The 25371-nt window shown below is 56.3% G+C and carries 21 protein-coding genes; 12 read left to right on the top strand and 9 right to left on the bottom strand.

Going from position 1 to position 25371, the window contains the following annotated elements; translation table 11 throughout:
• Window positions 1-63 precede the first annotated feature (63 nt).
• Together J4772_RS21360 and J4772_RS21355 are read right to left on the bottom strand one after the other, a co-directional pair.
• On the bottom strand, window positions 64-1278 hold the full coding sequence (locus tag J4772_RS21360; RefSeq protein WP_247740805.1) for a sensor histidine kinase: 1215 nt from the start codon (window positions 1276-1278) through the stop codon (window positions 64-66).
• 18 nt (window positions 1279-1296) lie between these two features.
• The gene (locus J4772_RS21355) at window positions 1297-2001 is read right to left on the bottom strand and encodes a response regulator transcription factor (RefSeq protein WP_209071318.1); all 705 of its coding nucleotides are present in this window, start codon (window positions 1999-2001) and stop codon (window positions 1297-1299) included.
• 198 nt (window positions 2002-2199) lie between these two features.
• On the opposite strand from J4772_RS21355, the gene J4772_RS21350 reads away from it, so the two are divergent.
• The 6 genes from J4772_RS21350 to J4772_RS21325 all read left to right on the top strand — a co-directional run bounded on the left by J4772_RS21350 (window position 2200) and on the right by J4772_RS21325 (window position 11768).
• The gene (locus J4772_RS21350; RefSeq protein WP_209071317.1) at window positions 2200-3024 is read left to right on the top strand and encodes a helix-turn-helix domain-containing protein; all 825 of its coding nucleotides are present in this window, start codon (window positions 2200-2202) and stop codon (window positions 3022-3024) included.
• Between the two features lie 1029 nt (window positions 3025-4053).
• Complete coding sequence (locus J4772_RS21345) at window positions 4054-5073, top strand: ABC transporter substrate-binding protein (RefSeq protein WP_209071316.1); 1020 nt, start codon at window positions 4054-4056, stop codon at window positions 5071-5073.
• Between the two features lie 224 nt (window positions 5074-5297).
• Window positions 5298-6152, top strand: coding sequence for an SDR family oxidoreductase (locus J4772_RS21340; RefSeq protein ID WP_209071315.1), 855 nt, complete (start codon window positions 5298-5300; stop codon window positions 6150-6152).
• A 153-nt stretch (window positions 6153-6305) separates the two neighbouring features.
• Window positions 6306-8297, top strand: a complete 1992-nt coding sequence (locus J4772_RS21335) for an AraC family transcriptional regulator (RefSeq protein ID WP_209071314.1) — start codon at window positions 6306-6308, stop codon at window positions 8295-8297.
• Window positions 8298-8479: 182 nt separating this feature from the next.
• Complete coding sequence (locus tag J4772_RS21330; protein WP_209071313.1) at window positions 8480-10201, top strand: ABC transporter ATP-binding protein; 1722 nt, start codon at window positions 8480-8482, stop codon at window positions 10199-10201.
• Between the two features lie 172 nt (window positions 10202-10373).
• Window positions 10374-11768, top strand: coding sequence for a catalase (locus tag J4772_RS21325; protein WP_209071312.1), 1395 nt, complete (start codon window positions 10374-10376; stop codon window positions 11766-11768).
• A gap of 469 nt (window positions 11769-12237) precedes the next feature.
• On the opposite strand, the gene J4772_RS21320 is transcribed toward J4772_RS21325, so the two are convergent.
• On the bottom strand, window positions 12238-12942 hold the full coding sequence (locus J4772_RS21320) for a response regulator transcription factor (RefSeq protein ID WP_209071311.1): 705 nt from the start codon (window positions 12940-12942) through the stop codon (window positions 12238-12240).
• Window positions 12943-13056: 114 nt separating this feature from the next.
• Between J4772_RS21320 and J4772_RS21315 the strand changes: the two genes are divergently transcribed.
• The 6 genes from J4772_RS21315 to J4772_RS21290 all read left to right on the top strand — a co-directional run bounded on the left by J4772_RS21315 (window position 13057) and on the right by J4772_RS21290 (window position 20193).
• Window positions 13057-14052, top strand: coding sequence for an AraC family transcriptional regulator (locus J4772_RS21315; protein ID WP_209071310.1), 996 nt, complete (start codon window positions 13057-13059; stop codon window positions 14050-14052).
• Between the two features lie 106 nt (window positions 14053-14158).
• A complete protein-coding gene (locus tag J4772_RS21310; protein ID WP_209071309.1) occupies window positions 14159-15220 on the top strand; it encodes an ABC transporter substrate-binding protein in 1062 nt (353 codons plus the stop codon).
• A gap of 53 nt (window positions 15221-15273) precedes the next feature.
• Window positions 15274-17109, top strand: a complete 1836-nt coding sequence (locus tag J4772_RS21305) for an ABC transporter ATP-binding protein (protein ID WP_209071308.1) — start codon at window positions 15274-15276, stop codon at window positions 17107-17109.
• Window positions 17078-18814 (top strand): ABC transporter ATP-binding protein, encoded by a 1737-nt coding sequence (locus tag J4772_RS21300; RefSeq protein ID WP_209071307.1) that lies wholly within the window; start codon window positions 17078-17080, stop codon window positions 18812-18814. The genes J4772_RS21305 and J4772_RS21300 overlap by 32 nt, the downstream gene beginning before the upstream one ends.
• 100 nt (window positions 18815-18914) lie before the next feature.
• The gene (locus J4772_RS21295) at window positions 18915-19265 is read left to right on the top strand and encodes a helix-turn-helix domain-containing protein (protein WP_209071306.1); all 351 of its coding nucleotides are present in this window, start codon (window positions 18915-18917) and stop codon (window positions 19263-19265) included.
• A 97-nt stretch (window positions 19266-19362) separates the two neighbouring features.
• On the top strand, window positions 19363-20193 hold the full coding sequence (locus J4772_RS21290) for a class I SAM-dependent methyltransferase (RefSeq protein ID WP_209071305.1): 831 nt from the start codon (window positions 19363-19365) through the stop codon (window positions 20191-20193).
• A gap of 43 nt (window positions 20194-20236) precedes the next feature.
• Here the strand turns inward: J4772_RS21290 and J4772_RS21285 are convergent, their stop codons facing one another.
• The 6 genes from J4772_RS21285 to J4772_RS21260 all read right to left on the bottom strand — a co-directional run bounded on the left by J4772_RS21285 (window position 20237) and on the right by J4772_RS21260 (window position 25198).
• Window positions 20237-20605: an alpha/beta hydrolase-fold protein gene (locus J4772_RS21285; RefSeq protein WP_247740804.1), complete on the bottom strand. Its 369-nt coding sequence runs from the start codon at window positions 20603-20605 to the stop codon at window positions 20237-20239.
• A gap of 62 nt (window positions 20606-20667) precedes the next feature.
• A complete protein-coding gene (locus J4772_RS21280; protein ID WP_116064195.1) occupies window positions 20668-21186 on the bottom strand; it encodes a nitroreductase family protein in 519 nt (172 codons plus the stop codon).
• A 28-nt stretch (window positions 21187-21214) separates the two neighbouring features.
• Window positions 21215-21790 (bottom strand): nitroreductase family protein, encoded by a 576-nt coding sequence (locus tag J4772_RS21275; protein WP_209071304.1) that lies wholly within the window; start codon window positions 21788-21790, stop codon window positions 21215-21217.
• A gap of 192 nt (window positions 21791-21982) precedes the next feature.
• Window positions 21983-22741 (bottom strand): SDR family NAD(P)-dependent oxidoreductase, encoded by a 759-nt coding sequence (locus tag J4772_RS21270; protein WP_209071303.1) that lies wholly within the window; start codon window positions 22739-22741, stop codon window positions 21983-21985.
• 3 nt (window positions 22742-22744) lie between these two features.
• Window positions 22745-24064, bottom strand: coding sequence for a M20 family metallopeptidase (locus J4772_RS21265; protein WP_209071302.1), 1320 nt, complete (start codon window positions 24062-24064; stop codon window positions 22745-22747).
• A 27-nt stretch (window positions 24065-24091) separates the two neighbouring features.
• A complete protein-coding gene (locus J4772_RS21260) occupies window positions 24092-25198 on the bottom strand; it encodes an alanine racemase (RefSeq protein WP_209071301.1) in 1107 nt (368 codons plus the stop codon).
• Between the last annotated feature and the right edge of the window lie 173 nt (window positions 25199-25371).

Raw genomic sequence — 25371 nt, 5'->3', positions numbered from 1 at the left:
TAAGTCAAATCTTAACGAAATCTTATTATTTTCCGTACAAAAATTTAGGGCCCTCTCGGGAACCTACAGCGGCAAACGGGTCGTAAAGACGGTTTTGTCCTTGCGGCTGGATACGTCGATCGTTCCCCCGTGGACTTCGATGATGCTTTTCGTAATGGCGAGCCCGAGACCGGTCCCCCCTGTTTCTTGGGAGCGGGAGCGCTCAACTCGATAGAACCGGTCGAAAATAAACGGCAAATCCCGCTCGGGAATCGGATCTCCGTAGTTGGCGATCGCGATGATCGCCTCCTCGCCGGAACGGTGCACGGAGATGTCGACGTACGGACTTTTCCGCCCGTAGCGGATCGCGTTGGAGATCAGATTGCCGAAGCTGCGGACGAGCAGATCGCCGTCTGCCGAGACGATCAGCGCTTCGTCGTCGGCCTCGATTCTGCACGTCATTCCGGCCTGCTTGAGCTGGGGGACGAACTCCTCGGCGAGCTGCCGCATAAAACCGACCAGATCCAGCCCGACGATATTAAGGGGCATGCCGTTGTTGATCCGCGTAAACTCGAACAGGTCTTCGATCAGTTTCTTGAGACTGATCGCTTTATGATAGGCGATATCGGTATAGTGGCGCAGCTCGACCTCGTCCCGGTAACGGTCCTGATTAATGACTTCCAGGAAGCCGAGAATCGAGGTGAGCGGCGTTCGCAGATCGTGCGACACGCCTGTAATGAGATCGTTTTTGGTCTTCTCGGCATTGCGCTCGTCGAGAATGGAGCGGTTCAGCTTGGCCGCCATTGCATTAATGCTATGTGCGACTTCGGCGAGCTCTCCGGAGGCGTCCGCCGTCTCGATCGGCCGGTCGAAATTGCCGTCGGCGATCTCTTGCAGGCCGGCGGTAATGCGCTTCAGATCGCGGCTGAGCTGCCCGCCTAACCGCCCGATCATCTCCTGGATGCGGCCGATCTCGTCGGCGGAACGGGACGCAGCCAACTCCTCGAAGCTTCCCTCTTCCATGCGCTGCAAGGAGTGATGCAGGCTCTCCAGCCTGCGCAGGGTTCCGCGGATAAGCAGAAAAAAGCTAGCAATGTACAGACCGATTCCGGCAACGATAAAGACGGGCAACGACCCGATATGGTTAATCACGTAGGCAAACGGCGCGCGAATCGACGATTGCAGCAGCAGGGCGACAAGAAAGTCGGCGGCATACAGCGTACCTGCCGTTATTGTCGCGCTGGCCAGGCTGTAGAAAAGCAGCTTCCAACGCAGCGTATCCTTCAAATACAAGCTCAATCGTTTCTCCTCCTTACCTTACGTAGTCGATTCCATCTTGTAGCCGATGCCCCATACCGTTTTAATAATCCGGGGATTTTGCGGGTCTTTCTCGATTTTCTCGCGGATTTTGCGGATATGCACCATCACCGTATTTTTGGATTCCATGAATGGCTCGTTCCATACTTTCTCATAGATCGCGTCCATGCTCAGCACAGCGCCGCGATTGACGGCGAGCAGCCTTAGAATGGCGAATTCGCGCGGTGTCAGCTTGACCTCCTTGCCGTCCACCGTGACCGTATAGTTCGCGAAGTTGATAACCAGATCGTCGATCTCGATGATGCTGCCGTCGTTATGAAGCTGCCGCTTAAACCGGTCGTAACGCCTCAGTTGCGACTTCACGCGCGCCATCAGCTCCAGCGGGTTAAACGGCTTCGTGACATAGTCGTCCGCGCCGATGCTGAGTCCGGATATTTTATCGATGTCCTGGCTTTTGGCGGACAGGAAAATAACCGGCACGTCGTACAGCTCGCGGATTTTGATACAAGTCTCGATCCCGTTCAGATGCGGCATCATCACGTCGAGAACGACCAGGTCCACCGGATTGGCGGACATCAGCTCCAAGGCCGCCAATCCGTCGCTGGCCTTGAGCAGCTTGTACCCTTCGTTAAGGAGATAAATCTCCATCAGTTTAATAATTTCTTTCTCGTCGTCCACCAACAAGATCGTCGTATTCGAAGACATTCCCATCACCTGTATGTTCGTTGTGCTTTCCTACGTAAATATAGCATAACCAGGCGCCTGGCAGTTCTTAAGTCTTGTTAAGGAATGACTGGGATATTTTTTTCTTCGCGTTCAAGGGGGCATTCGTCGGACAGTTATTGTATATTGAAAAGGAAGGCCGATTGGCGGATAGCGACGATCGGAGGAGGGGACGGTCATATGATGAACGCGGACAAGCTGGCCGATATTTTTGCCGGCGGCTCCTATGAGATCAATGGGGTTCACCGTTTGGTGATCCAGCCCAAAAGCGTGCTGCGCGAGTTCAAGACGATTAAGTACGGCTTTCTTTTTGTCGTTCGCGGAGAAGCGACGATAAGCGTGAACGAGAAGGAATATAAGCTGCGGAGGGGTTCGGTGCTTCATGCGGCTCCGGGCATGCGGATGGACGCTAGGGCGACCGGCTTGACGGAATATGAGTACTATACCGTGTATTACAGCTTCGGGGATGCGTCAGGCGGCCGCGAATGCGATGTGCATTTCCTGCTGGATCCGGCAGCCAGCCCGCGGGTGGCGGAGCTGCTGGCCGTGCTTCATCAGAACGCGCGCACGAAGGACGGCATCGGACGGCTTCGCGCGAAGCAATTGTTTCTCAGCGTCCTGGATCAGGTTCTGACGGGCTGCAAGCACCGGGAGGCCGTCAGCGCGCCGGGCCGGCGAGCGATCGAAGCAGCGGTAGATTATATCAACGGACATTACATGGACCCGCTGACGCTGGATGAATTGGCGGAGCTGCATGCAATGAGTCCGAAGAGCTTCTCGTACTTTTTCCATAAGCATACCGGGCTTCGTCCGATCGACTACGTGATCCACTATCGAATGGAGAGAGCGAGAGAGCTGCTCGGCGAAGGCAATTATCTCGTGCGGGATGTGGCGGTTAGCGTCGGCTATGCCAATCCGCTTTATTTCAGCAGAGCATTCAAGAAGAAATTCGGCGTTTCTCCTACCGACTACGCGTTGCAAACCTCGAATCGACGGCCGGAATAATCGTTTCGGCCAACTTTCCGTTCAATAATGATGCATGTGCGATTAACCATTTGTGCATTCCTATTTCTCCTTTCTCTTGCTAAACTACTTATCGATAATGATAATCATTATCTAATGTATTAATGGCAGGGAAGAGTTGGGAATTTGTGCGAAAAAACTACGGGTGACCAATTGACATACATTGGCTTTCTCGGGTAGCGTCAAGGCAATTTTTTGGCCTTCGCTCCCCGCTGGAGTGGCGTCAAGGCACTTTTCTGGCCTTCGCTCCCCGGCTGGAGTAGCGTCAAGGCACTTTTCTGGCCTTCGCTCCCCGGCTGGAGTGGCGCCAAGGCACTTTTGTGGCCTTCGCTCCCCGGCTGGAGTGGCGCCAAGGCACTTTTCTGGCCTTCGCTCCCCGGCTGGAGTGGCGCCAAGGCACTTTTTTGGCCTTCGCCCCCCGGCTGGAGTAGCGTCAAGGCACTTTTTTGGCCGATGCTCCCCGGCTGGAGTGGCGCCAAGGCACTTTTTTGGCCTTCGCTCCCTGGCTGGAGTAGCGTCAAGGCACTTTTTTGGCCTCAGCTCCAAATTATGGGCTGGCTGAAGCACAACCTGTTTGCCTGAACCGTGGAGCGATAAGTTTAATCTGAAACTGAGGGCGCCTAGAATCTGCATAAGGGCCTCGCAAGCAGCAAGAAACAGGCGAAAATTCGAATCTGCTCAGATTATCGGCACCCCGGGCTGTAGGGGCAGTCAGCTCGAGCGATGTTCACTATTCCCTCAAGTTCATGTATGCGAATTGGTCAGCTGTAGAAAAAAACAGCTTTGCATCGGCTTGTCCCTGTCTGCCGCTTGGCGGAGAGGGAAGGACGGGCATAGCGAAGAGAGCGGCGCAAAGCAGGTTTCAAGCAACTTTTATGTTGAACTGGCGAAAATGGCGGAGAAGGCGAAGCGGGATTTCCTGTTTAAGCCGGACGCCCTATCACCATGCGGAGATATGGGTACGACATTGCACGAGCACTTGGGGATTGAACAACATTGGAGGAATCAAATATGCAAAGATTAACAGGCTGGCTTGTTCCGCTTGTTTTGTTGATTGCTGTACTGACAGGCTGCTCGGGCGCATCGAAGAGCAGCGGCGCTTCCGAATCCGCGCCTCCGTCAAGCTCGCCGAGTCCGTCGGCCTCGCAGCAGAGCGTCTCACCCGCCGAGAGTCAGCCGGACGCCGAAGAGGCGGGAGAACAGGCATGGCCGAGGACGATCAAGGACGCCGTCGGGAACGAGATTGTGCTGGAGAAGAAGCCGGAACGAATCGCCGTGCTGCATCCCGTCTATCTGGACTATTTCTTTGCCTTGGGCGAGCCGCCGTTCGCCTCCGCCAATGCTGCGGAAGCGCTGCAGGAATACGGCACGCTGCAGCCTTATGCGGCGACGGCCGACATTTTGGATCTGGGGAGCGGCCGGGAATTGAGCCTTGAATTCATCGCTCAAGCCAAGCCTGATCTGATCGTGACGTTTAAGGGCCACATCGATACCCTCTACGACAGCTTGGTCAAGATTGCTCCCGTCGTTCAGATCGATTTTGCCGACAGCTGGAAAAATACGACGATGCTCTGCGCGGCGATGATCGGCAAGGAGAAGGAAGCGGAACGGTACATCTCAGAGACGAACGAATTAATCAAGCAAACCCAGGACAAGCTGGGCGACCGGATGAACCGAACCTTCGCGATGCTGCGCATCGACGGCAAGGCGAACTTCTTCGCTCCGGGGACGAGCAACACGATGTATTACAAGGCCGACAGCTTTGGCTTAAAGGCTCCGGAGGGGTACCCGGAGGGCAGCGAAACGCTGTCCCTGGAAGGACTGTCGCAAATGAATTCGGACTACATCATTATCCAGCATGATATTGCGACGGCCAAGGCATCGGTGAAGGAGAAGGAATCGTTAAAGGTGCGGAATTCTCTTAAAGCGGTGCAGGAAGGTCATGTGCTGTTTTTCGATAACTCGTTGAATACGGCAAGCGTGTTGGCCGTCCGCTTGGCGGCGCAAAATCTGATGGAGCTTGAGAACTAGCGCCCGGCGGAAAACGAGAGGTTGCTTCATAAGTCAAGGCGACAAAAAGGATCGGCAACAGGGACGGAGATTCTCCGCGTCCATGAAGCGATCCTGTCCGTTTGTCGTCCTCAATGACTTAGGATGCAGCCTCTTCTTTTATGGTTTTTTTTGCTATGATGAGAATGCAAGCTTCATAGCCGTGCTGTATTCGCTTTTGTCGGCTGAGGGAAGGAGACGGGGGAATGAAAGAAAAAATCTGTATGGTTACCGGCGCCAATTCCGGTATCGGATTTGCCGCCGCCAGAGGGCTGGCGGAGCGAGGGGCCGCTGTCGTTATGGTATGCCGCAATCGGGAGCGCGGCGAGGCGGCGCGGAAGGAGATTGTCAAGCAGACCGGCAACGAGCGGATCGAGCTGCTTCTCTGCGACCTGTCCTCCTTGAAGTCCGTTCGCGACGTCTCCGAAGCTTTCCGCTCTCGCGGAGACAGGCTGGACGTGCTCGTCAACAACGCCGGCGGACTGTTCGACCGCCCGCAGACAAGCGCCGACGGCTTCGAGATGACGTTCGCCGTCAATTATTTGGCTCCCTTCCTGCTGACGCATCTGCTGCTGGACAAGCTGCGCGCCTCCGATAACGGCCGCATCGTTAACGTCGCTTCCGTCATGCAGGCCAAGACGCTGGATCTGGATGCAGCTATTCGGCCGCAGACTCCCTATTCCAGCTTTACTGCTTATCGAACCGCCAAGCTTGCGGTCATTATGGCGACATATTTTATGGCCGAGCGGCTGGGGGGAAGCGGAATTGCCGTCAACGCGCTTCATCCGGGCGTGATCTACACGCCGCAATCGACGAGAAGCGTGCCGGGATTTCTCCGTCCGCTGGCCAAGCTGTTCATGAGCTCTCCCGAGCAGGGCGCTCGGCTCATTTTGCATCTGGCTGCGTCGCCGGAAGCGGGCTCGTCGAGCGGGAAATATTACGCGGGCGGCCGTGCCGTATCCACGGTTCCGGTGTCCTACGATTCGCAGCAGCAGCGAGTGCTGTATGAAAGAAGTCTGCAATGGACCGGCCTGCCCGAGAACGCGCTTGGCCTAGACTGAGTCGGGCGCTCCCGCTTGATTCGCCCCGAGCTACCTCCTGCGCATTCCTTTGACATTGAGAATCAATCTCAGTTATAATCGATTTATGTCAAAGCGAGTCGAAGCGGCGCCGGTCCGGGGTCGCCGTTTCGGCTTTGCGAAGGAGCGAGCGGAATGATGGAGAAACGACCGGCAGAGCGTATGCCCGACCGGGAGGAGCTGGGCAAGGCGATTCAGGTGTGGCTGCATTCCTCCATTGCGATAGCCGATACTCGTCAGTGGGCGGTCGAGTCCGGAGAACCGATCGACGAGTACCGGATGCCGAGCAGCATGTTCGTCTGCTCCTACGGAGGTCCGGCGGAGGTGCGGCTGAACGATGAGCTGTACAGCGTGGAGAGATTCGGTCTTTTTCACGGAGGCAAAGGGACACGGCTGTCTATTCATCCTACCGGATCGAGATGCGACTGCTACGCGCTGTATTATAAAGCGGAGGAGCCGCCGTTCTACAAGACGGAGCTGAAGCGGCTGCTGAGCTTCGTGAATCCGTTTCGGGAGCTGTACGGCTTTGCGCCGCGGAATCCGATTTTCTTCGTGGAGCAGCTGCGGCAAATGCACGAGCGTTGGAACGGGCCGGCCCCGCTTCAGCGCTTTTTTGGCAAAGCTGCCTTCTATCGGTTCGTCTGCGAGATTTACGAGGAGCTGGAGCAGGGCGGCGTGGATGTTTTGCAGCCCGACGTCGTGGCGCTTGTCAAAGGCTATATCGAAGGGCACTATCGCGAAGCGGTATCGCTGCAAGCGATGGCCGAAATGTTCCATGTCAGCGCCGGCCATCTGAGTCGGCTGTTCAAGAAGCAGGAGCGCTTCAGCCCGCAGGAATACTTGATCCGAACAAGGGTAGAGGCGGCTCGAACGCATCTGTTAAGCACGGACGCCACGCTGCGGGAGATTGCCTGGAGCTGCGGCTTTTCCGACGAGTTCCATCTGATCAAAACGTTCAAAAGCCACTTCAAGATGACGCCCGGCGACTGCAGGAAAATAAGTTCAATCCGATTGCGCGATACCGCCATAGGATATGGCGCGAACCTCCCTTATTCTGATAGTGGACTGGCAAAGCCGGATCACTTATCGGGAAAAGGGGAGTATTCGATGTTTGGAGCAAATAGAAGCAAGACGATGATGACGACCGCAGCTCTCAGCTTGATGTTGATGCTGTCGGCCTGTTCTTCCGCGCCGGCCGCGTCGCCGTCTCCCTCGGGCGCTATCGGGACAAGCCCGGCTTCGAGCCCGGTCGCCTCAAGCGCAGCGGAGAGCGCGCCGAGCCAGACGGCGCCCGCCTCGCCAGCGACTGCCGCAACGAGGGAGGTCGAGCATGCTGGCGGAAAATCGGTCGTTCCGGCCGATCCGCAGCGCATCGTGGCGGACTGGTACTACGGAGAGTTGCTGGCGCTTGGCGTAAGGCCGGTCGGCTATCCGGAATACTTGCTGAGCGAATATCCTTATCGGGAGGCCGAGGGAACGGAAGGGTTCGCGGAGTCGATGGAGCAGGTCATCGAAATGAAGCCGGACCTGATCATCTCGACTTGGGACGACAGCTACAAGGAATTTTCCAAGATTGCGCCTTCGGTATTGCTGAAGCTGAACAACGGCGTAATCGACAAGATGCGCGTACTCGGGCAATTGGTGAACAGGGAGGAGGAAGCGGAGGAATGGATTGCTTCGTTCGAGGAGAAGCTGGCGAAGGAGAAGCAGCGTCTGACCGACAACGCTCCTGCGGACACGACCGTAACGATTCTGAGCATTTTCCAGAAGGACGTGAAGGTGTTCGGCTACCGCAATATGGGCGGAGACGTGGTGTATAACCTGCTGCAGATGAAGCCTCCCGAGAAGGTTCGGGAAATGTTCGACGGAACGGATGCATGGAACCATGCCGTTTCTTTCGAACAGCTGCCTGAAATTGCAGGCACTCATATTATTTTAACGACGTACGATCCCGAGGGCACGGGACGCGAGACGCTGGAGCGGCTGGAGCAGAGCCCGATCTGGCAAAATCTCGATGCGGTCAAAAACAACCGGGTTCACAAAATCTCGTACTACGACTTGTTCTTCGACGATCCGATCGCCATCGAGCATCAGATCGAGATGCTGACGGATCGGATTTTGGAGTAAGGCCAGTCGGTCGGCGGTCGGAAAATTTTCTCATGCGTCGCCGTTTCGACTTTTGTCCATGTTATTTTCAGAATTGCTCCATTTCCATATGCTCTCTTTTCTGCTACAATCATTTTGATATTGAGAATCATTATCGATGTCATAGAGATAGCGTTGTTCAGCGCGGAAGGAGAGAGGATGACTTGATTCAACGTTTTTTTGCGTATTACCGGCCTTATAAAGGATTGTTCATGCTCGATTTCGGCTGCGCGATTATTGCCGGCTTGCTGGAACTGGCGTTTCCGATGGCCGTTAACTCGTTTATCGACGATCTGCTGCCGGGAAGCAAATGGGGGCTGATTCTATGGGCCTCGGTCGGGCTGGTCGCTTTGTATGCACTGAATACCGTATTGATGTATATCGTCAACTATTGGGGGCATATGCTGGGCATCAATATCGAGACGGATATGCGGCGCAAGCTGTTCTCGCATATTCAGAAGCTGTCGTTCCGCTTTTTCGACAATACGAAGACCGGCCATCTGGTCGGACGGCTAAGCAACGATATGAACATGATCGGCGAGATGGCGCACCACGGTCCGGAGGATCTGTTTATCGCGATCATGACGCTGACCGGCTCCTTCGCGCTCATGCTGGCTATCAACTGGAAGCTGGCGGTGATGACCTTCATTATCGTGCCGGCGATTATTTGGGTGGTCGTATACTTCAACGGCAAAATGACGAAGGCGATTCACCAATTGTTTGGCGATATCGGCGACTTCAATGCCCGCATTGAGGACAACGTAGGCGGGATCCGCGTCGTCAAGGCGTTCTCCAACGAGTCGTTCGAGGAAACGCGATTTGCGGAAAACAACGGACGCTTCCGCCTGACGAAGCTGATGTCCTACAAGCTGATCGCCAAAAACGGCTCGATCAGCTACATGATGATGCGCTTTGTTACGCTGTTCGTCATGGTATGCGGCACATGGTTCGTCATTAAGGGGCAGCTTACTTATGGGCAATTCGTCGGCTTCCTGCTGCTGACCAACGTATTTTTTCGGCCGATCGAGAAAATCAACGCCATCGTGGAAAGCTATCCGCAGGGGCTTGCCGGATTCAAGCGTTACACTGAGCTGATGGATACCGCTCCCGATGTGGCCGACGCTCCGAATGCGGCCGAGCTTGGCGTCTTCAACAGCGATATCGAGTTCGATCAAGTGAGCTTCGGCTATGAGGGTGAGAAGAAGGTGCTGCAGAACGTGAGCCTGACGGTTCGCAAAGGGGAGACGATCGCCTTCGTCGGCCCTTCCGGCGCCGGCAAGACGACGCTGTGCAGCCTGCTGCCGCGTTTCTACGAGATCGATAGCGGCGCGATTCGCATCGACGGCGTCGACATTCGCGAGGTGACGCAGGAATCGCTGCGCCGCCAGATCGGCATCGTGCAGCAGGATGTGTTCCTATTTAACGGAACGATTCGCGAGAACATCCTGTACGGTAAGCTGGACGCCACGGAAGAGGAAATCTGGGAAGCGGCGCGGCGGGCTCGTCTGAACGAGTTCATCCAGGCGCAGGAGCACGGACTGGAAACCGTCATCGGCGAGCGCGGCGTGAAGCTGTCGGGCGGACAGAAGCAGCGTCTGGCCATCGCGCGAATGTTCCTCAAAAATCCGCCGATTCTGATTCTGGACGAAGCGACGTCGGCGCTGGATACGGAGACGGAGCTGGCGATTCAGCAATCGCTGTCCGAGCTGTCGCAGGGTCGGACGACGCTCGTGATCGCCCACCGTCTGGCGACGATCAAGGATGCGGACCGCATCGTTGTCGTGACGGAGGAAGGCATTACCGAGCAGGGGCGCCATCGCGAATTGGTCGCTGCCGGGGGCGTCTACAGCCGTCTGCATCAGGCGCAATTCGGCCAACTCGCTTAATCCAATAAAAAGAAAAAGATCGCTTCTTATCCGGCTCTCTTAGCCAGGTAGCGGCGATCTTTTTTTTATTCCGGCAGAGATAGGACGGATGGGACAGATGGGGCGCATGCATCATAACCACCTATAGCTATGCATACACATTGGAGATAATGCAGGCATGGGAGGCTGAGGAATGGACGACAAGAACGACCGCGACCAGACGAACAATCGAAGCTGGCAAGGCGCCGCTCCTTCGCAATGGTCAGGCGGTTCACAATCGGAGCGTTACTCGCAGACGGTAGGAGAGCGCGGCCCGATTCTCGAACAAGACACGATGCTGCACGAGAAAAACGAAACTTTTATCCATCAGACCCTACGAGAGCGCCCTTTGCATGTGAAGGGCTTTGGAGCCTTCGGCTATTTCGAGACGGTTAACTCGATGGCGGCTTATACGAAGCTTTGTTTCCTGCAGCGTCCGGGCCAGCAAGTGCCCGTTGCCGTCCGATTCTCGCTGGCGGCCAGCAACAGGGGGACGCCGGACACTTCGCGTAATGTGCGCGGCTTCTCGACTAAATTTTATACCGAACAAGGGATCTTCGACTTAATATGCAACCATCTTCCCGTGTTTACGATTCGGGACCCCATGCGGTTCGTAGAGACGGTCAGCGCCTTCAACCCGTCGCCCGTCAACAACTTGATGGATCCCAATCGCTTCTGGAGCTTCTACGCGCAAAATCCGGAGGCGACGTATTTCGTGCTGCAGCTGTACTCCGATCTGGGGACGATCAAGAGCCTGCGGCACATTCCGGGTTACAGCGTGAGTACTTATGTTTGGAAGAATGAACAAGGTTTCCGTACTTACGTGAAATACAACTGGATTCCGCTAGCCGGCGTGCAGTATATCGATAGCCGGGAGGCGGCGCGGCTCGCCTGCGAGAATCCGGATTACGCAGGCAAGGATCTCTACGACACGATTGCCCAAGGGAAGCCGGTCGAATATGGGCTGTATGTACAGCTCATGAATCCGCAGGACGAAGCTGCGCTGTCGTTCGATCCGTTGGACGATACGAAGGTGTGGGATGTGAGGCAGTACCCGCTGCTGCCGGTCGGCAGGATGGTGCTGAACCGCAATCCCGACAATTATAGAGATCAGGTGGAGAAGCTGGCTTTTTCCCCGTCCAACATGCTGGAGGGCGCCGAATTTTCATTCGACAGAGTACTGCAAGGCCGCGCCAATATTTATACAGATTCACAGCGTCATCGGCTGGGCCCGGATTTTCGCAGCATCCCGATCAACCATCAGGCGAACTGGAAGCCGTCGGACGAGGTAACAAGCGGCACCGGCCGCCATGTGGAAGGGCGGCTCGAGCGCACCGCGCCTCCCAAGGGGGATGACTTCACGCAGCCGGGGCAATTTTACAATTCGCTGTCGCCCGATCATCGGGAGCACTTAGTCCACAACATTGCCTCGGATCTTGGAGCCGCCGTGCCGGAGTTGCAGCGTGTCGTGATCGGTTATCTGAACCAGGCGAGCCCTGAGCTGGGAGAACGCGTTGCCCGGCAGATCGGGACTCAAGGGAAAGGATAACGCCCGTCTAAACGCAGTAAAACAGTGAAGGGGCTGTCCCAACACTTCCAGATAAATCCTAGAAGTTATTCGTATCATCATCGAAGACGCTTTAGTGACATACAATCCCTGATCTTAGTGATTTATACGATTTTCCCTACAAACGTTCGTCGTTTGAGTCTGAGTCGAGTTGCTTTGTGCGGTTTTTCCTACAAACGTCCGCCGTTTAAGCCCGGTTCGAGCTGCGTTGTACGAAATTCCGACTAACTTCCCTGCGTAAGCTCATGTGTACAAATAGATCCATCGTAAAAGTTTAATATCTAATAAATTGGAAACGTTGTGGGTCATGATTAGTTTGGAGACTGCCTCATACGGTCATGAAACCTGAAATCACCTTATCACGGGTTAACCGTTCCATTTCAGGATCGTATAGCATCCATCGTTGGGAGATACATGCACGACAACATTCTCTATCGATCATTCTTTCGCTTTACTCGACAATTCCGTAGCCAAAGCCCCTGATCGTCTGAATGATGTCGCCCGATCCGGGCGAAGCCCCGTTCATTTTTTCCCGCAGCCGCTTGACGTGAGTGTCCACTGTACGAGTGTCGTTCTGGAAGGCGGCTTTCCATACGGCTCTGATTAGTTGCTGCCGAGAGAACGGCATGCCGAAGTTGGCGGCCAAGTAGTAGAGCAGCTCGAACTCCTTGACGGTCAGCTCCATTCTCGCTCCGTCCACCGTCACCTTGCGTGTGCTGGGGTCCATTCCGATGCGGGGCAGGGCGATTGGACTGACGGGCCCCGGCTTGTGCGGACGATACCCTTGCGTCGACGTGCGGTACAGGATGCCGCTAATGCGATGGACGACCTCGCGCGGGCTGAACGGCTTGACGACAAAATCGTCCGCACCGGCCTGGAACCCGCCGATGACATCCTGTTCGCTTTCTTTGCCGGTTACGAAGACGACCGGGGTGTTGCTAGCGGTCTTAATGATATGGCAAAGCTCCAATCCGTTAATGCCAGGCAGCTCGATATCGAGCACGATCAGATCGAAGCTTCTGTTCGACAGACGGCGCAGGGCGCTTAAGCCGTGCGACTCTTCGAGTACCCGAAAGCCCTCTTTTTTCAAATAGCGGCCTAGCGTATTGCGTGTATGTCTTTCCTCGTCGACAATCAAAATTTGTGCGGTGGACATCAATATGGCCTCCTTAATTGCTTCTTCTCGACGTTCCGGCTTGTCTGCTATAATAGATAATGATAATCATTATCAATTATAATCATATCTAGCATATAACTCAAGGAGGCAATTATGGTTCATATTGAGCATCGCGATAGGCATCAGCATTTCTATCAGTACAAGCCGTTTTTGGAAATGATCGACGATCACGATCTGACGATGGAGGTGCTGAGACTGCCGGAGCATGTGGGCGAAGGAGAGGTCAGAAGGCTGATTCTTCGCGGGGGGATGGAGCTCTGCATAACCGAGTATCGGATGCGCGACGAACGGGTCACGACCTTCAAAGGAAGCGAAGCGCTGGTGGAGCTGAATTACTGTTTGGAGGGGGGCGGGCTGTTCGAAGTATCGGGACGACGATTTGAGGTGAAGCCGAACGAATGGCAGCTTCTGTTGATGAAAGATTTGTATGCGGTCATGAAGCACGAGCCGGACAGGAAAATGCATTTTCTCGGCATTCGGATGAAGGAGTCGGACTTCCGGGAATATGTCGGAGCGGGGGAGGGCGAGGAGGCGACGGCCGTTCCTCGTCTGCGCGGCGCTCAACCGTTCTATGCGGCCAGCCGGCCGATGACGCCGGAGATCGGCGCGGTCGTGCGGGAGCTGGCGGCGCGGGCGCGTCAAGAAACGATGCCCAGACTGTACATGGAGAGCAAAACGCTGGAGCTGCTTCTGCTGAGCTTGCGACAATACTTTCTTCCGGAGGATGGAGGGGGCGCGAAGTCCATTCTCAGAGGCAACGATCTCGACAAAATCAAACGAGCGCAAGCCGTTCTTCGAGAGCGAATGGACAGTCCGCCGACGCTGCTGCAGTTGGCCAGGCTGGTTGGGCTCAACGACAACAAGCTAAAGCTCGGCTTCAAGGAGGTGTTCGGCAACACCGTGTTCGGAGTGCTGCGGGAGATGCGTCTGGAGCAAGCCAAGCTGTGTCTGGAGCAGGGAACGATGAACGTCAGCGAAACGGCGTATGCGGTCGGCTACTCGAATCCCGGCCATTTTGCCGAAGCTTTCCGGCGCAAATACGGCATTCAGCCGCACACGCTGCTGCATCGAGCTAAAATCTCCGTATAACCGCCGAAAAAATCCGTCTGTCGGCAGACAGCTGCTCGTTATCAATGATAATGTTTCTCAATGAGTGGGATTGAAGAGACAACAACGATACGAGGAGAGTGCGGAGATGGATAGGAGAAGAAAATGGAGCATCGGTATTGCGGCGTTGATCATAGCGGCTGCGCTTGGCGCGGCGGGCTGCGGTAACAGCAACGGCAACGGCGACGAGGGGAGCGTTTCTTCAGCCTCTACGAATGGCGGGCAAGCCGGACAGAGTGGACAGAGTGGACAGAGTGGGCAGGCCTCGCAGGCTGCGTCTGCCGAGTCGCCCAAGCCGGACGCAGAACTGCGCAAGGTGAAGGATGCGAAGGGCGAGACGGAGATTCCCGCGAAGCCGCAGCGAATCGTCGATATTTCCGGCGCATCGGAGGAGCTGGCGCTGCTCGGCTTTAAGCCGATCGGCACGGCGAATCAGGACAGTCTTAAGGCGGGAGAGATGCCGGCTTACTTAAAGGAATACGTTGCGGACGCGCAGATTGTCGGCAACTATGCGAGCGGGGAGGCAAATTTGGAGCAGATTGCGGCGCTGAAGCCGGATTTGATCGTCTCCAGCGCAATGTTCGACAAGGTGTACGAGCAGTTGAGCAAAATCGCGCCCGTGTTCGTTATCGAAGACGATCCGCTGTCTTTCGCGGGCTGGCGCAATCGGCTCGTGCAGCTTGGCGCGGCGCTCGGCGAAGAGGCGAAGGCCGCGGAGTGGCAGAAGGCTTACGACGATAAGGCGAAGGCAATCGGAGAGCGGATCAAGGCGGAAGCGGGGGAAGACAATTTCGCCGTCGTGGTGGCTTTCCCGAACAACCTGAGCGTCTTCAGCGGCACGGGACTGGGAGATATGCTGTACGGAGATTTGGGTCTGCCCCGTTCCCCCGGCATTCCGGCGGAAGGCTGGGGCGAGACAATCAGCCTGGAAGGGCTGACGAAAATCGATGCGGACCGTATTTTCCTGCAATTTGCCGAGGGGACCGACGCGGAGCTTGAAGACAGCGTCGTATGGCGGAGCTTGAAAGCTGTGCGCGACGGCCGCGTGTACAAGCTACCGAACGAGGACTATTACGATATGACCTTCAGCCCGATCGGCAAGGAACGACTGCTGGACAAAATAGCCGAGCTGGCGCTAGCCGCACCTTGACCGATAAGGAGGAAGGGAAATAGCCAGAAGGAAAATGGCAAGGAGGAGAACGCATGCAGAACAAAACGGGCATTGCCCGATTGCTTGAAATCGCGGGGGAGAGGCGCGGCCTGCTGATCGTCTCCGGGCTGCTCTCGGCGTTCAGCGCAATCGCTTCGCTCGTGCCCTACGCAGCCGTCTATTATATTTTGAGAGAGCTGCTGGAGCATGCCGCCGCACCCGCCGGAGCGGACGGAGCGGCGATGACTCGCTGGGGCGTATACGCCCTGCTCGGGCTGTTGGGCAGCCTGGCACTGATGTATGCCGGGGGCATGGCTTCGCATATTGCCGCTTTTCGCATTTTGTACGGCTTGAGGATCAAGCTGTCCGCCCATATCGCCAGATTGCCGCTTGGCTGGCTGAACGGGACTTCGACGGGAGCGGTCAAAAAAACGCTGGAGCAAAACGTCGAGAAAGTCGAGACGTTCGTCGCGCACCAACTGCCCGATCTCGTTCAAGTCGCTGCGACGACGCTGCTGATGATCGCGGTCATGCTGACGCTAAACGTCTGGCTGGCGCTCGCCTGCATCGTGCCGATCGTCCTGGCCTTCGTCGTGCAGATGAAGCTGATGAGCGGTAGGGGAACGCAGGAACACGTAAAAAGGTATTACGATTCGCTAGAGAGTCTTAGCGGCTCGGCCGTTCAGTACGTACGCGGGATGCCGGCGGTCAAGGTGTTCGGACAGACGGTTCATTCCTTCCGTAGATTTTATACCGAAATGATGCAATACCGCGATTATTGCGTGAAGTTTACCGACCAGTTCCAGAACGGCTTTCTGATCTTTAAGGTCGTGCTCGTCTCGTTCGCCGCTTTCGTGCTGCCGGTTGGAGTCTTCCTGCTGTCACGCAGCCCGGACAGCGTCGCGTTCGCATCGGTGCTGCTGTTTTTCTTGATCATGTCGCCGGGCATCTCGGCTCCGATGTTCAAGATCATGTTTCTGACCTCCACGCTGCGCGACATTCGCGAGGGCGTCGAGCGCATCGACCGCATTTTAACGGAGCGGCCCGTGCCGGAGCCGGAGCGGCCGAAGCAGCCTGCCTCCTTTGACATCGAATTCGCCAATGTCAGCTTTTCGTACGGGGGGGAGGTCGGCGGGAGCGAAGCGCTCTCGGACATTTCATTCACGGCCCGGCAGGGCGAGGTTACCGCTCTGGTCGGGCCGTCGGGCGCAGGCAAATCGACGGTGGCCAACCTGGTTCCGCGTTTCTGGGACGTGTCGTCGGGCGCTATTCGCATCGGAGGCGCGGACATTAGGGAGATGGCTTCGGAGCAACTGATGGATACGGTTGCGTTCGTGTTTCAGGACACGTTTCTGTTTTACGACACCATCTATAACAATATCGCCGTCGGTCGGCCCGAGGCTGCGCCGGAGGAGGTGTATGCGGCGGCGTTTTCCGCGCAGTGCCACGAATTTATCGGCAAGCTGCCGCAGGGCTACGAGACGCGAATCGGAGAGGGCGGCGTTTACTTGTCCGGCGGAGAGGAGCAGCGGATCGCGGTGGCGCGGGCGATTCTGAAGAATGCGCCGATTCTTGTGCTGGACGAGGCTACGGCGTTTGCCGACCCCGAGAACGAATATGAGATGCAGCTGGCGCTAGGAGAGCTGATGAAGGGCAAGACGGTCGTCGTCATCGCGCATCGGCTGGCGACGATCCGCGACGCGAATCTGATTCTTGTGCTGAACGAGGGACGGATTGCCGAGCGGGGAGCGCACGATAAACTTATCGCCGCGGACGGGATTTACGCCCGTATGTGGCGCGCTTATACCGATTCTGCCGAATGGCGGCTCGGAGCGGATAGAGAGGAGGCGACTTCGAATGGGCGTGCTGCGCAACATAACGGCGGGTAACCCCCGCGCTTTAGTTAAACCGGTCGCGTACACGACGCTGGCCAATCTGGCGGGCGTCCTTCCGTTCGCACTGCTGGTGGAGGCGGCCCGGCTCGTCTACGAGCCGTTCGCGAATCCGGCGCTGGCGCTGGATACGGCGAGACTGTGGTGGATATGCGCCTTAATGGGCGTCTCGCTGCTGCTTCTGTATGTGTTGGAAATTCCGGCGTACCGCTCGCAGTTTCGCAACGCTTATAGCGCGGCGGCGGACGGACGCTCGCGGCTGGCGGAGCATCTGCGCAAGCTGCCGCTGGGTTGCCTGAACAAACGCGATCCGGGCGATCTCGCCAATATGATGATGGGCGACTTTACGATGCTGGAGCACGGCATCTCCCATCTCGTGCCGCAGATGATCGGCGCGCTCGTCATGCCCGTGCTGGCGCTGGCGGGACTGTCGCTGCTCGATTGGCGGATGGCGCTCTCGTTGTTCGCGGCGCTTCCGCTGGCGGTTGCGCTTGTGCTGCTGACCTCCGGCTTCCAACGCAGGCTGGGCGCCGGCCATATGCGAGCGAAGATCGAGGCGGGCAACCGGCTGCAGGAATATTTGAACGGCATTCGCGTTATCAAGGCGTATAATCTGACCGGAGAACGGTTCACGAAGCTGGAGCGGTCGTTTAAGGATTTGATGCGGCACAGCATACGTATCGAAGGCATGCTTGGACCGATCGTGCTGAGCGCGGTTGCTCTCGTCCGCTCCGGTCTGACGCTGATGATCATCGTTGGCGTGCACCTGCTGCTGGGGGGACGGCTCGACATCGTCACGTTCGTTTCTTTCCTGATCGTCGGCTCGCGCATTTTCGACCCGCTGACCTCCGCGCTTGCCGGGTATGCGGAGTTCCGCTATTACGAGCAGGCGGGGGAGCGCATCTTGAAGCTGCTGAAGGAGCCCGTGATGACGGGGGAGCGGCAGCCTCCCGACCGGCATGACATCGAATTGCGGGGCGTGACCTTCGGCTATCGTCAGCAGGCGGTGCTGAAGGACGTAAGTCTCGCCGTGCCGGTCGGCTCATTCACCGCGTTGGTCGGACCGTCCGGCAGCGGGAAGAGCACGGTTTTGCGGCTTATTGCGCGGTTCTACAATCCGGACGCCGGAGAGGTGCTGCTTGGCGGCGATAACGTTCGGAGCATGGAGCCGGAAGCGCTGCTGCGCAAAGTATCGATGGTGTTCCAGGACGTCTACCTGTTTCAAGACACAATCGCGAACAATATTCGCTTCGGCCGCGGCGACGCGACGATGGAGGAGATCGTGGAGGCCGCACGTCAGGCCTGCTGCCACGAGTTCATCATGAAGCTGCCCAATGGCTACGACACGTTGGTCGGAGAAGGAGGCAGCACGCTGTCCGGCGGCGAGAAGCAGCGAATTTCCATTGCAAGGGCGATGCTGAAGAACGCGCCGATCGTGCTGCTGGACGAGGCGACCGCATCGCTCGATCCGGAGAACGAGGCATCCATTCAGCAGGCGATCGACCGGCTCGTGCAGGGCAGAACGGTTATCGCCATCGCCCACCGTCTGAAGACGGTTAGAGGAGCCGACAATATCGCCGTGCTGTCCGAAGGCAGGATCGTCGAGCAGGGGCGTCATGACGATCTACTGGCCGCCGGAGGCTTGTACAAGCGGATGTGGGAGCTGCAGCGACAGGCGAGCGGCTGGAAAATTTCCTCGTAAAAGCAAAGCTTACATTTGCAAATTGCGCCCGATTCCACTACAATCTAATTGATAATGATTATCAATGATAATGAGTGGGAGAAGGAGGCGTTATACGGGAATGAGGAAAGGAATATCGCGTGATACGATCGATGCCACTATTGTCTATATGAAAGGCCACTTGCAGGAGAAGATTACGAGGGACCAGTTGGCCGCGCTGGCGGGCCTGACTCCGGAGCACTATTCGCGGGTGTTCAAGAAGTTCACCGGATATTCTCCATTCGAATATATGAGGGTACTGCGCGTCGAACGCGCGCTGGAGCTGCTGCAGCGCTCGCCGATTAAGGTCAAAGAGGTTGCCCGGCGGGTCGGTATTGACGACCCGTATTACTTCAGCCGCATGTTCAAGCGGCTGACCGGCGCGGCTCCGTCGGCGAGCAAATGCACGCAGACGATCGGCGCGGGCCTCTGACCGAAATCGACTGAACCGGCAGATGACATCATCCGCCTGTCCCGCTTCATATACTTCCTGTATTTGAAGTTGTCAGAGACGGAGGGATGGGCAGGCGATGCTAAGCGAGGAAGGTTTTGCGGCAGGCATGCGAGCGTGGGCGAACACAGTGAATGAGCTTGGAGCCGATGTATGCCGTCGTCCGGATAGCCGGTTGCGACTAAGCGCCGAACTGGATCGATTATGCGAGTTTATTTTGCGCGAGGATAACGAACGGTTCCAATGGCGCCTGGAGAGCGACAGGGATGCGCAGGAGGCGGTGAGGAGTCTAAGGGAAGCGTCCGCCCGGGCGCTGGGCGCGCTGGAGAAAATGAGGGCGAGACAAATCTGCGCGCACGGACGCAGCGTCGATCTATATTCCTCCTTGCTGTCCGCGTCCGTGAGGGAGGAGCGGGAGGGCATGCGCCTCCGTCGGGGGGACAGGGTGATGTTTATCGGATCCGGCGCGTTTCCCGCGTCGGCCTTTGCCATTGCGGAAACGGCGTCGGAGGTGCTGTGCGTCGATATCGACGAGGAAGCGATCAGGCACGGAACGGAGCTTGCCCGGTATTTGGGTATGAAAGCTTCGTTTCGTTTTTTGCGCAGCCATCTGGACGACCCCGAATTCGTAAGCGCAGCTACGCACGTGTTCATTGCTTCTCTGGTGCCTGAGAAGCGGGATATTTTGCGTGAGCTGCGCTCCTATGTTCGGCCCGATTGCCGCATCGTCGTCAGGTACGGCAACGGCCTCAAGTCTCTGTTTAATTACCCGCTGGACACCGGAGCGCTGACGGAATGGCGCGCCGCGGCTCCGGGCATGACCGGGCGTATCTACGACACGGCGATTTTGCGGTCGCGGACGACGGCTTACGAATGGCAGAACAGCCATTTCATCGCTTCGGGTACATAGAGAACGCCTTTGGCGAAGGAATGCACATCGCTCTCGTATACGGTCATACTGGCCGTACGCCCGGTAAAACCGGTTTGCAGCAGATGACGATAGATCGTTCCGTGATTGGGCACCATCCACTGCTGTCCGTTCGTTCGCTCGGAAACAGCAAGGCGGTATAGACCGAGATCAAGCCGCCGAGCGAAAAGCCCATAATTCCGGTATTCCGCGCGTCGGGCAGCGTTCGGTAGCGGCTATCTACGTACGGCTTGAGCGTGTGGGCGAGATACGAGGCATATTGCGTCGCATTTCCGCCGAACAATCTGCCCGGCTCGAAAACGTTGGGGGCCGCAAACGGCGTATATTCGTCGTCCCGGTCGAAGGGAACGATTCCGATGAAGATAAGGCCGGGAAGCACTCCCCGGGCGGTCAATTCCCGGATCGCCCGGAGAGCTTCGCTAGAGCAGCTCATCCAGTTTCATGGCCGGGCTCATCTTACCAAACTTCAAGTCTGTCGTTCAGGGGAGCGACCGCCGGCTTCTCCGGAAGCGAATCGAAAAAGCCGAGACCGAGGATGCCGGCGATCCGCTCGTCGTCTCGGACGCCGGCCAGCGCCCGCAGCTCCGTGCAGGCGGAATAATCGGCCAGCTCCCAGGCCATGCCGAGCCCGTGAGTCCAGCCGAGCATTTGAATGTTTTGAATGAGGCAGCAGACGGCTCCGAAGTCGTCGTTATCGATGCGCTCGTCCTTGTTGGACGGAGACGTAACGATCAGAGCTACCGGAGCTTGCGCAAGCGTCTCGACAAGACGCGGATGCTTGTCGGCGTCGACTGCGGCGGTCAGCTTTTGCTTCGCCGTTCCATCCGCATAGATGAAGCGCCACGGCTCTCGCAGCTTGTGGTTAGGCGCCCAGACGGCATCTTCGAGAATGGATAGAATCAATTCCCGGAAGACGGGCCGTTCGGCGAATTGGCGCACCTCTCGCGTTTCCCGGAATAGGGAAAGAATACTCATATCGAAAAAACCTCCGTTTCTATTGAAATTACAAATAAGTCAGCTTTGACACCGCGGATGTACGCGGCTTCGTTTTCGGCGCTTTCTCGCAGTATCCCAAATAAAGGATCGTGACGATGCGTTCGTCCGCTTGCAGGCCGATGCCGGACGTAAAAGACGGCTTATGCATGAACGGCTCCGTATTCCATACCGTTCCGATTCCCTGCTCCCAGGCGAGCAGCGACAAGCTTTGCAGCACGGCGCTGACCGTCGCGTAATTGCGCCTGCTCTCTTCCTGCTCCTTCACGATGACGATCAGAAAGGCGGGAATTTGCGCGATGCGATCGGCCATCAACTGATTAAGCTTGTTCGGCATCCATTTGTACAGCCCTTGCTCGGAATAGGTGTCCATAATCATCGAAGCCGCCCTGGCTTTGCCTACGGAACTGGACGCGAGAATGAAGCGGTGGGCGGGCTCCCGCCCGGCCGGAAGGGCGGAGGCTTCGGCCGCTTGCAGCAGTTCGGTTACCAGCTCCGGCGATAAGGCGCGTTTGGCGAAGCTGCGAATCGATCTTCTCTCCCGGACCAATCGGGAGAGCTCCGATTTTTGTTGAGTGGCAGTCATGGCTACGATCCATCCTTTCGATTTTCTGTTTTTATCATATCGCAAATGATAATCATTATCAATTAAAATGGAATGAGAAGCTGCGTAAAAGGAATCCGAAGACAGAAAAAGAAGGCGTCGTTTCCGTCAGGCAACGGATCGGCGCCTCCTCTTGGTTGTGGCTCAAACGAACAGAAAAGATTCTTCCCCAAATTAAGACAGTTTAATGACTTGACCTCCGTCAATGACCATACAGTGCCCGGTCATATACCGCGATTCGTCGCTGGCCATAAACAATGCGGCGGATGCGATCTCTTCCGGCTGCCCCACGCGATTCATCGGGATCGTTCTCAGGTAATCCGCAATGGCAGGGGGATTGTTAATGAGCGGCTTTGTGAGCGGCGTCTCGATAAACCCGGGGCATAAGGAGTTTACGCGAATGCCGTGCGTCGCCAGTTCCACCGCCATCGACATTGCCAGTAAATTAATTCCGCCCTTGGCTGCGTTGTAATGGGCTTGATCCGCTTCAGCGGCAAGACCGTTTACGCTCGACATCTGGATGATAGAACCGCCGGTTCCGTGCTTAACCATCTCTCTGGCAACGCGTTGGGAGACAAGGAAAGTTCCCTTCAGAATGACGTCCAAATGCCAGTCCCAGTCTTCTTCCGTAATCTCCAGAAATGACGCCGTACGGTTGACGCCGGCATTGTTCACGAGAACGTCGATTCGGCCCCATTCCCGCAGCGTATCGTCGACCATCCGATCAATGTCCGTTCGGTATCGTACATCCGCTTCGATTGCGATGGCTTGGCCGCCTTGGTTTCGTAGAAAAGCGGCAGTCTCTTCGAGAGCCTCTTTCCCGAGTCCGGCGACGGCAACCTTCGCGCCTTCGACGGCGAACCGGGTAGCGATCGCCCGACCGATTCCTTGAGAGCTTCCCGTCACGATCGCCACTTTATCCTTAAGCCTCATTTGCTAAACCTCCCCGTCTCCCGAAACTCCGCACCAGTCGACGATGATTTCGGCGTACCACCGAATAAGCGCTTCATAAGAAGCGATATCGAGAAATTCGTCCGCGCCGTGCGCGTTGCCGCCGCTTGGGCCGAGAACGAGAGCGGGAGTATCGCTGTACAAGTTAAACATAAAGCCGTCGCAGGCAAAAGGCGAGCCTGTCGGAGGTTCCGGCGATTGGCCAAGCGCCTTGGCGCCGGAATTCGCGATTAACTCCAGAAACTTGGCAGTATTGTCGTCGTTCTTCATTTCGCTGGCTGATAAATAGCGGATTAACGGTTTAATCTGTGGCTTGCATTTTTGCAGCAACGGATACTTCGGAAGCTGCGCTTCGTAGAACGCCCATAGATCCGCAATAATGCCCTCTCCGGTCATGCCCGGATAACCTTCTATCCAGAAATTGATTTCTCCTGTTTGGGGAAGCTTTTCTTGCAGTTCGCGAGATACGTCTCCGGAAAATAGGGTAAGAAGATTTATTTCGGCTTTTCGGCCGTCTTGCCACCATGAAGGGATCTCCAGTGTTTCATGCCGATAATCGTTGTAGGCGCGCAACAGATTGGCGAACTCAATCGTCGCTTCTAGCGCGCTAATCAATTCTTCGCCCGCGAAAGCGATTCCGCTTCTGCCGGTAAAGGTAGCCTTCCAGATTCCGCCGCCAAGATGAGCCGGATACACTCTCATGTTCGACGGCTCCGGAATGATCGCCATGTCCGGATTCGGACCGCGAAGACGTCCGGCCAGAGTGCCGTTGGCGCCTCCGTGTTCTTCGTCCACGACGCTTTCGACGTATACGTTTCCGGCTATCGGAATGTTAAGGTCTTGCAGACATTTGACCGCCATCAATGCGGCAGCCATGCCGCCTTTCATATCGTAAGAGCCCCGGCCGTATAATTTGCCGGAATCTACCGTCCCCGAGAAGGGGGGATGGGTCCAAGCTTCGGTCCCTTCATATACGGTATCCGCATGTCCGGAGAACATCAAAGAACGCCCCGCACCTGCGCCGAAAAATTTTCCGACCACATTTGGACGATTGTCGTAATTGCGAGTACTCATATAAGCGGTATGTTCCCGCAATCCGGGCACATCGGCAAGATCGTACAAATCGACCTCGGCATTTTGCGCTCTCATCCATTCCGCGAAGTACAATTGGTACTCCGCTTCATGGCCAGTAGGAGGATGGTTGACACTTTCGATTTGCACGAGCTTGGATGCTAGCGCAATCGCTTCCGTTCCGTTATCTTTCATCCACTGGTTAATCGCTAGAGATAGTTCTTCGCGGTTCATAGGGCTCACGCATCCTTGTTAGTAGAGTTAACGAATCTTGCCCCGAGCATCGACGGCGATCATACGATCGACCTTGTTTTCGCGAACGCCTTGAAGCTCGTTGTGAAGGTTGGTCGTCGTGCAGCAATGGTTCGGCAGGAATACCAGTTGGTCGCCGATCTCGAATTCAATGCCTTCCGGCACGTGCACGTTGCCGTGTTCTTCGCTTAGCTTCTCTACATAAACGCCCGCGAAATCGCGAGAGGTACCGTATCCCGGCACATGCGCGCTGACGTCGCTGCTGAAGGTTTTCGAACCGGCATCGACGATAACGGTCCCCTTACGCGGAGTGCTGACGACTGTGGCTACTACGTGCATGGCGCATTCTTCAGGCGTAATAACGCCAATCGCGAGCTGTGCGATGTCCCCGAATACGTAAGCTCCCGGGCGAATTTCGGTCACCCCCTCGACATCTGCAATGTACTTGGAGGTTGGAGTGGAACCGACGCTAATCTCTTCGATATGAATTCCCGATTGCGCAAGCAACTGCTTAGTGCGGACAAGTCCTTCCGCTTCTACGCGGGCGGCTTCCCGTACTTGTTCCGGCGTTTTCTTGCCATAAGCGAATCCGCCGTGCGTCATTAACCCAATCACTCGTACATGGGGGAGCTTAGCGATTTCCTGTACGAGCTGTGCCGTTTCCTCGCCCGGTTCTTTCCCGCAGCGGTTCAATCCGGTATTGACGTCGATATAGAGCTTAATAACTTTGCCGAGCGAACCGCCCAAATCGGACAGCCCTTGCGCCACTTGTACATTATCGGTGCTGACAATAACGTTAGCGCGTTCCATCAGCCGGGCTAATCTTCCGAGCTTAGCTTCGCCAACGATCGGAAAAGCGACGAGAAAGTCGGCTATGCCCGCATCCGCCAACACCTCGGCTTCTCCCAGCTTGGCTACCGTAATCCCGCACGCGCCGTTGCGCATTTGTTCCTGTGCAATCCAAACGCTCTTGTGCGTCTTGAAATGCGGCCGCAGCTTAACGCCGGCTTGGCGCGCCAATTCCGCAGTATGCCTTAAGTTTCGATCCAGAACGTCGAGATCGACCACTACGGCAGGGGTTTCCAGCTCGGCCCACGGTTGTCGATGTTGTCGCACGTTTACCCGACCTCTCAAAGTGGTTTCATCTACCAAAACTAATGTTTTATTATTATGAATGGTAACTGACGGCTAGTCGTTTGTAAATACAAAATTCAAGTTCTCCCGAGCTTGATTCGGGATGACGCCCAAGGAGTATGCCTTGCAATAAAGATGAGGCAGACTGTCGAGAA

Origin of the sequence: Cohnella sp. LGH (assembly GCF_017671885.1) — a bacterium.
GTDB classification, from domain to species: Bacteria; Bacillota; Bacilli; order Paenibacillales; family Paenibacillaceae; genus Cohnella; species Cohnella phaseoli.
Note: the sequence above shows the minus strand (reverse complement) of the source record. Positions and strands in the feature narration are given on the sequence as shown.

Coding starts and splice junctions, on each gene's coding strand:
- J4772_RS21355 (WP_209071318.1), bottom strand. CDS start 2,001: ATGTCTTCGAATACGACGATCTTGTTGGTGGACGACGAGAAAGAAATT.
- J4772_RS21350 (WP_209071317.1), top strand. CDS start 2,200: ATGATGAACGCGGACAAGCTGGCCGATATTTTTGCCGGCGGCTCCTAT.
- J4772_RS21345 (WP_209071316.1), top strand. CDS start 4,054: ATGCAAAGATTAACAGGCTGGCTTGTTCCGCTTGTTTTGTTGATTGCT.
- J4772_RS21340 (WP_209071315.1), top strand. CDS start 5,298: ATGAAAGAAAAAATCTGTATGGTTACCGGCGCCAATTCCGGTATCGGA.
- J4772_RS21335 (WP_209071314.1), top strand. CDS start 6,306: ATGATGGAGAAACGACCGGCAGAGCGTATGCCCGACCGGGAGGAGCTG.
- J4772_RS21325 (WP_209071312.1), top strand. CDS start 10,374: ATGGACGACAAGAACGACCGCGACCAGACGAACAATCGAAGCTGGCAA.
- J4772_RS21320 (WP_209071311.1), bottom strand. CDS start 12,942: ATGTCCACCGCACAAATTTTGATTGTCGACGAGGAAAGACATACACGC.
- J4772_RS21315 (WP_209071310.1), top strand. CDS start 13,057: ATGGTTCATATTGAGCATCGCGATAGGCATCAGCATTTCTATCAGTAC.
- J4772_RS21310 (WP_209071309.1), top strand. CDS start 14,159: ATGGATAGGAGAAGAAAATGGAGCATCGGTATTGCGGCGTTGATCATA.
- J4772_RS21305 (WP_209071308.1), top strand. CDS start 15,274: ATGCAGAACAAAACGGGCATTGCCCGATTGCTTGAAATCGCGGGGGAG.
- J4772_RS21300 (WP_209071307.1), top strand. CDS start 17,078: ATGGGCGTGCTGCGCAACATAACGGCGGGTAACCCCCGCGCTTTAGTT.
- J4772_RS21295 (WP_209071306.1), top strand. CDS start 18,915: ATGAGGAAAGGAATATCGCGTGATACGATCGATGCCACTATTGTCTAT.
- J4772_RS21290 (WP_209071305.1), top strand. CDS start 19,363: ATGCTAAGCGAGGAAGGTTTTGCGGCAGGCATGCGAGCGTGGGCGAAC.
- J4772_RS21280 (WP_116064195.1), bottom strand. CDS start 21,186: ATGAGTATTCTTTCCCTATTCCGGGAAACGCGAGAGGTGCGCCAATTC.
- J4772_RS21275 (WP_209071304.1), bottom strand. CDS start 21,790: ATGACTGCCACTCAACAAAAATCGGAGCTCTCCCGATTGGTCCGGGAG.
- J4772_RS21270 (WP_209071303.1), bottom strand. CDS start 22,741: ATGAGGCTTAAGGATAAAGTGGCGATCGTGACGGGAAGCTCTCAAGGA.
- J4772_RS21265 (WP_209071302.1), bottom strand. CDS start 24,064: ATGAACCGCGAAGAACTATCTCTAGCGATTAACCAGTGGATGAAAGAT.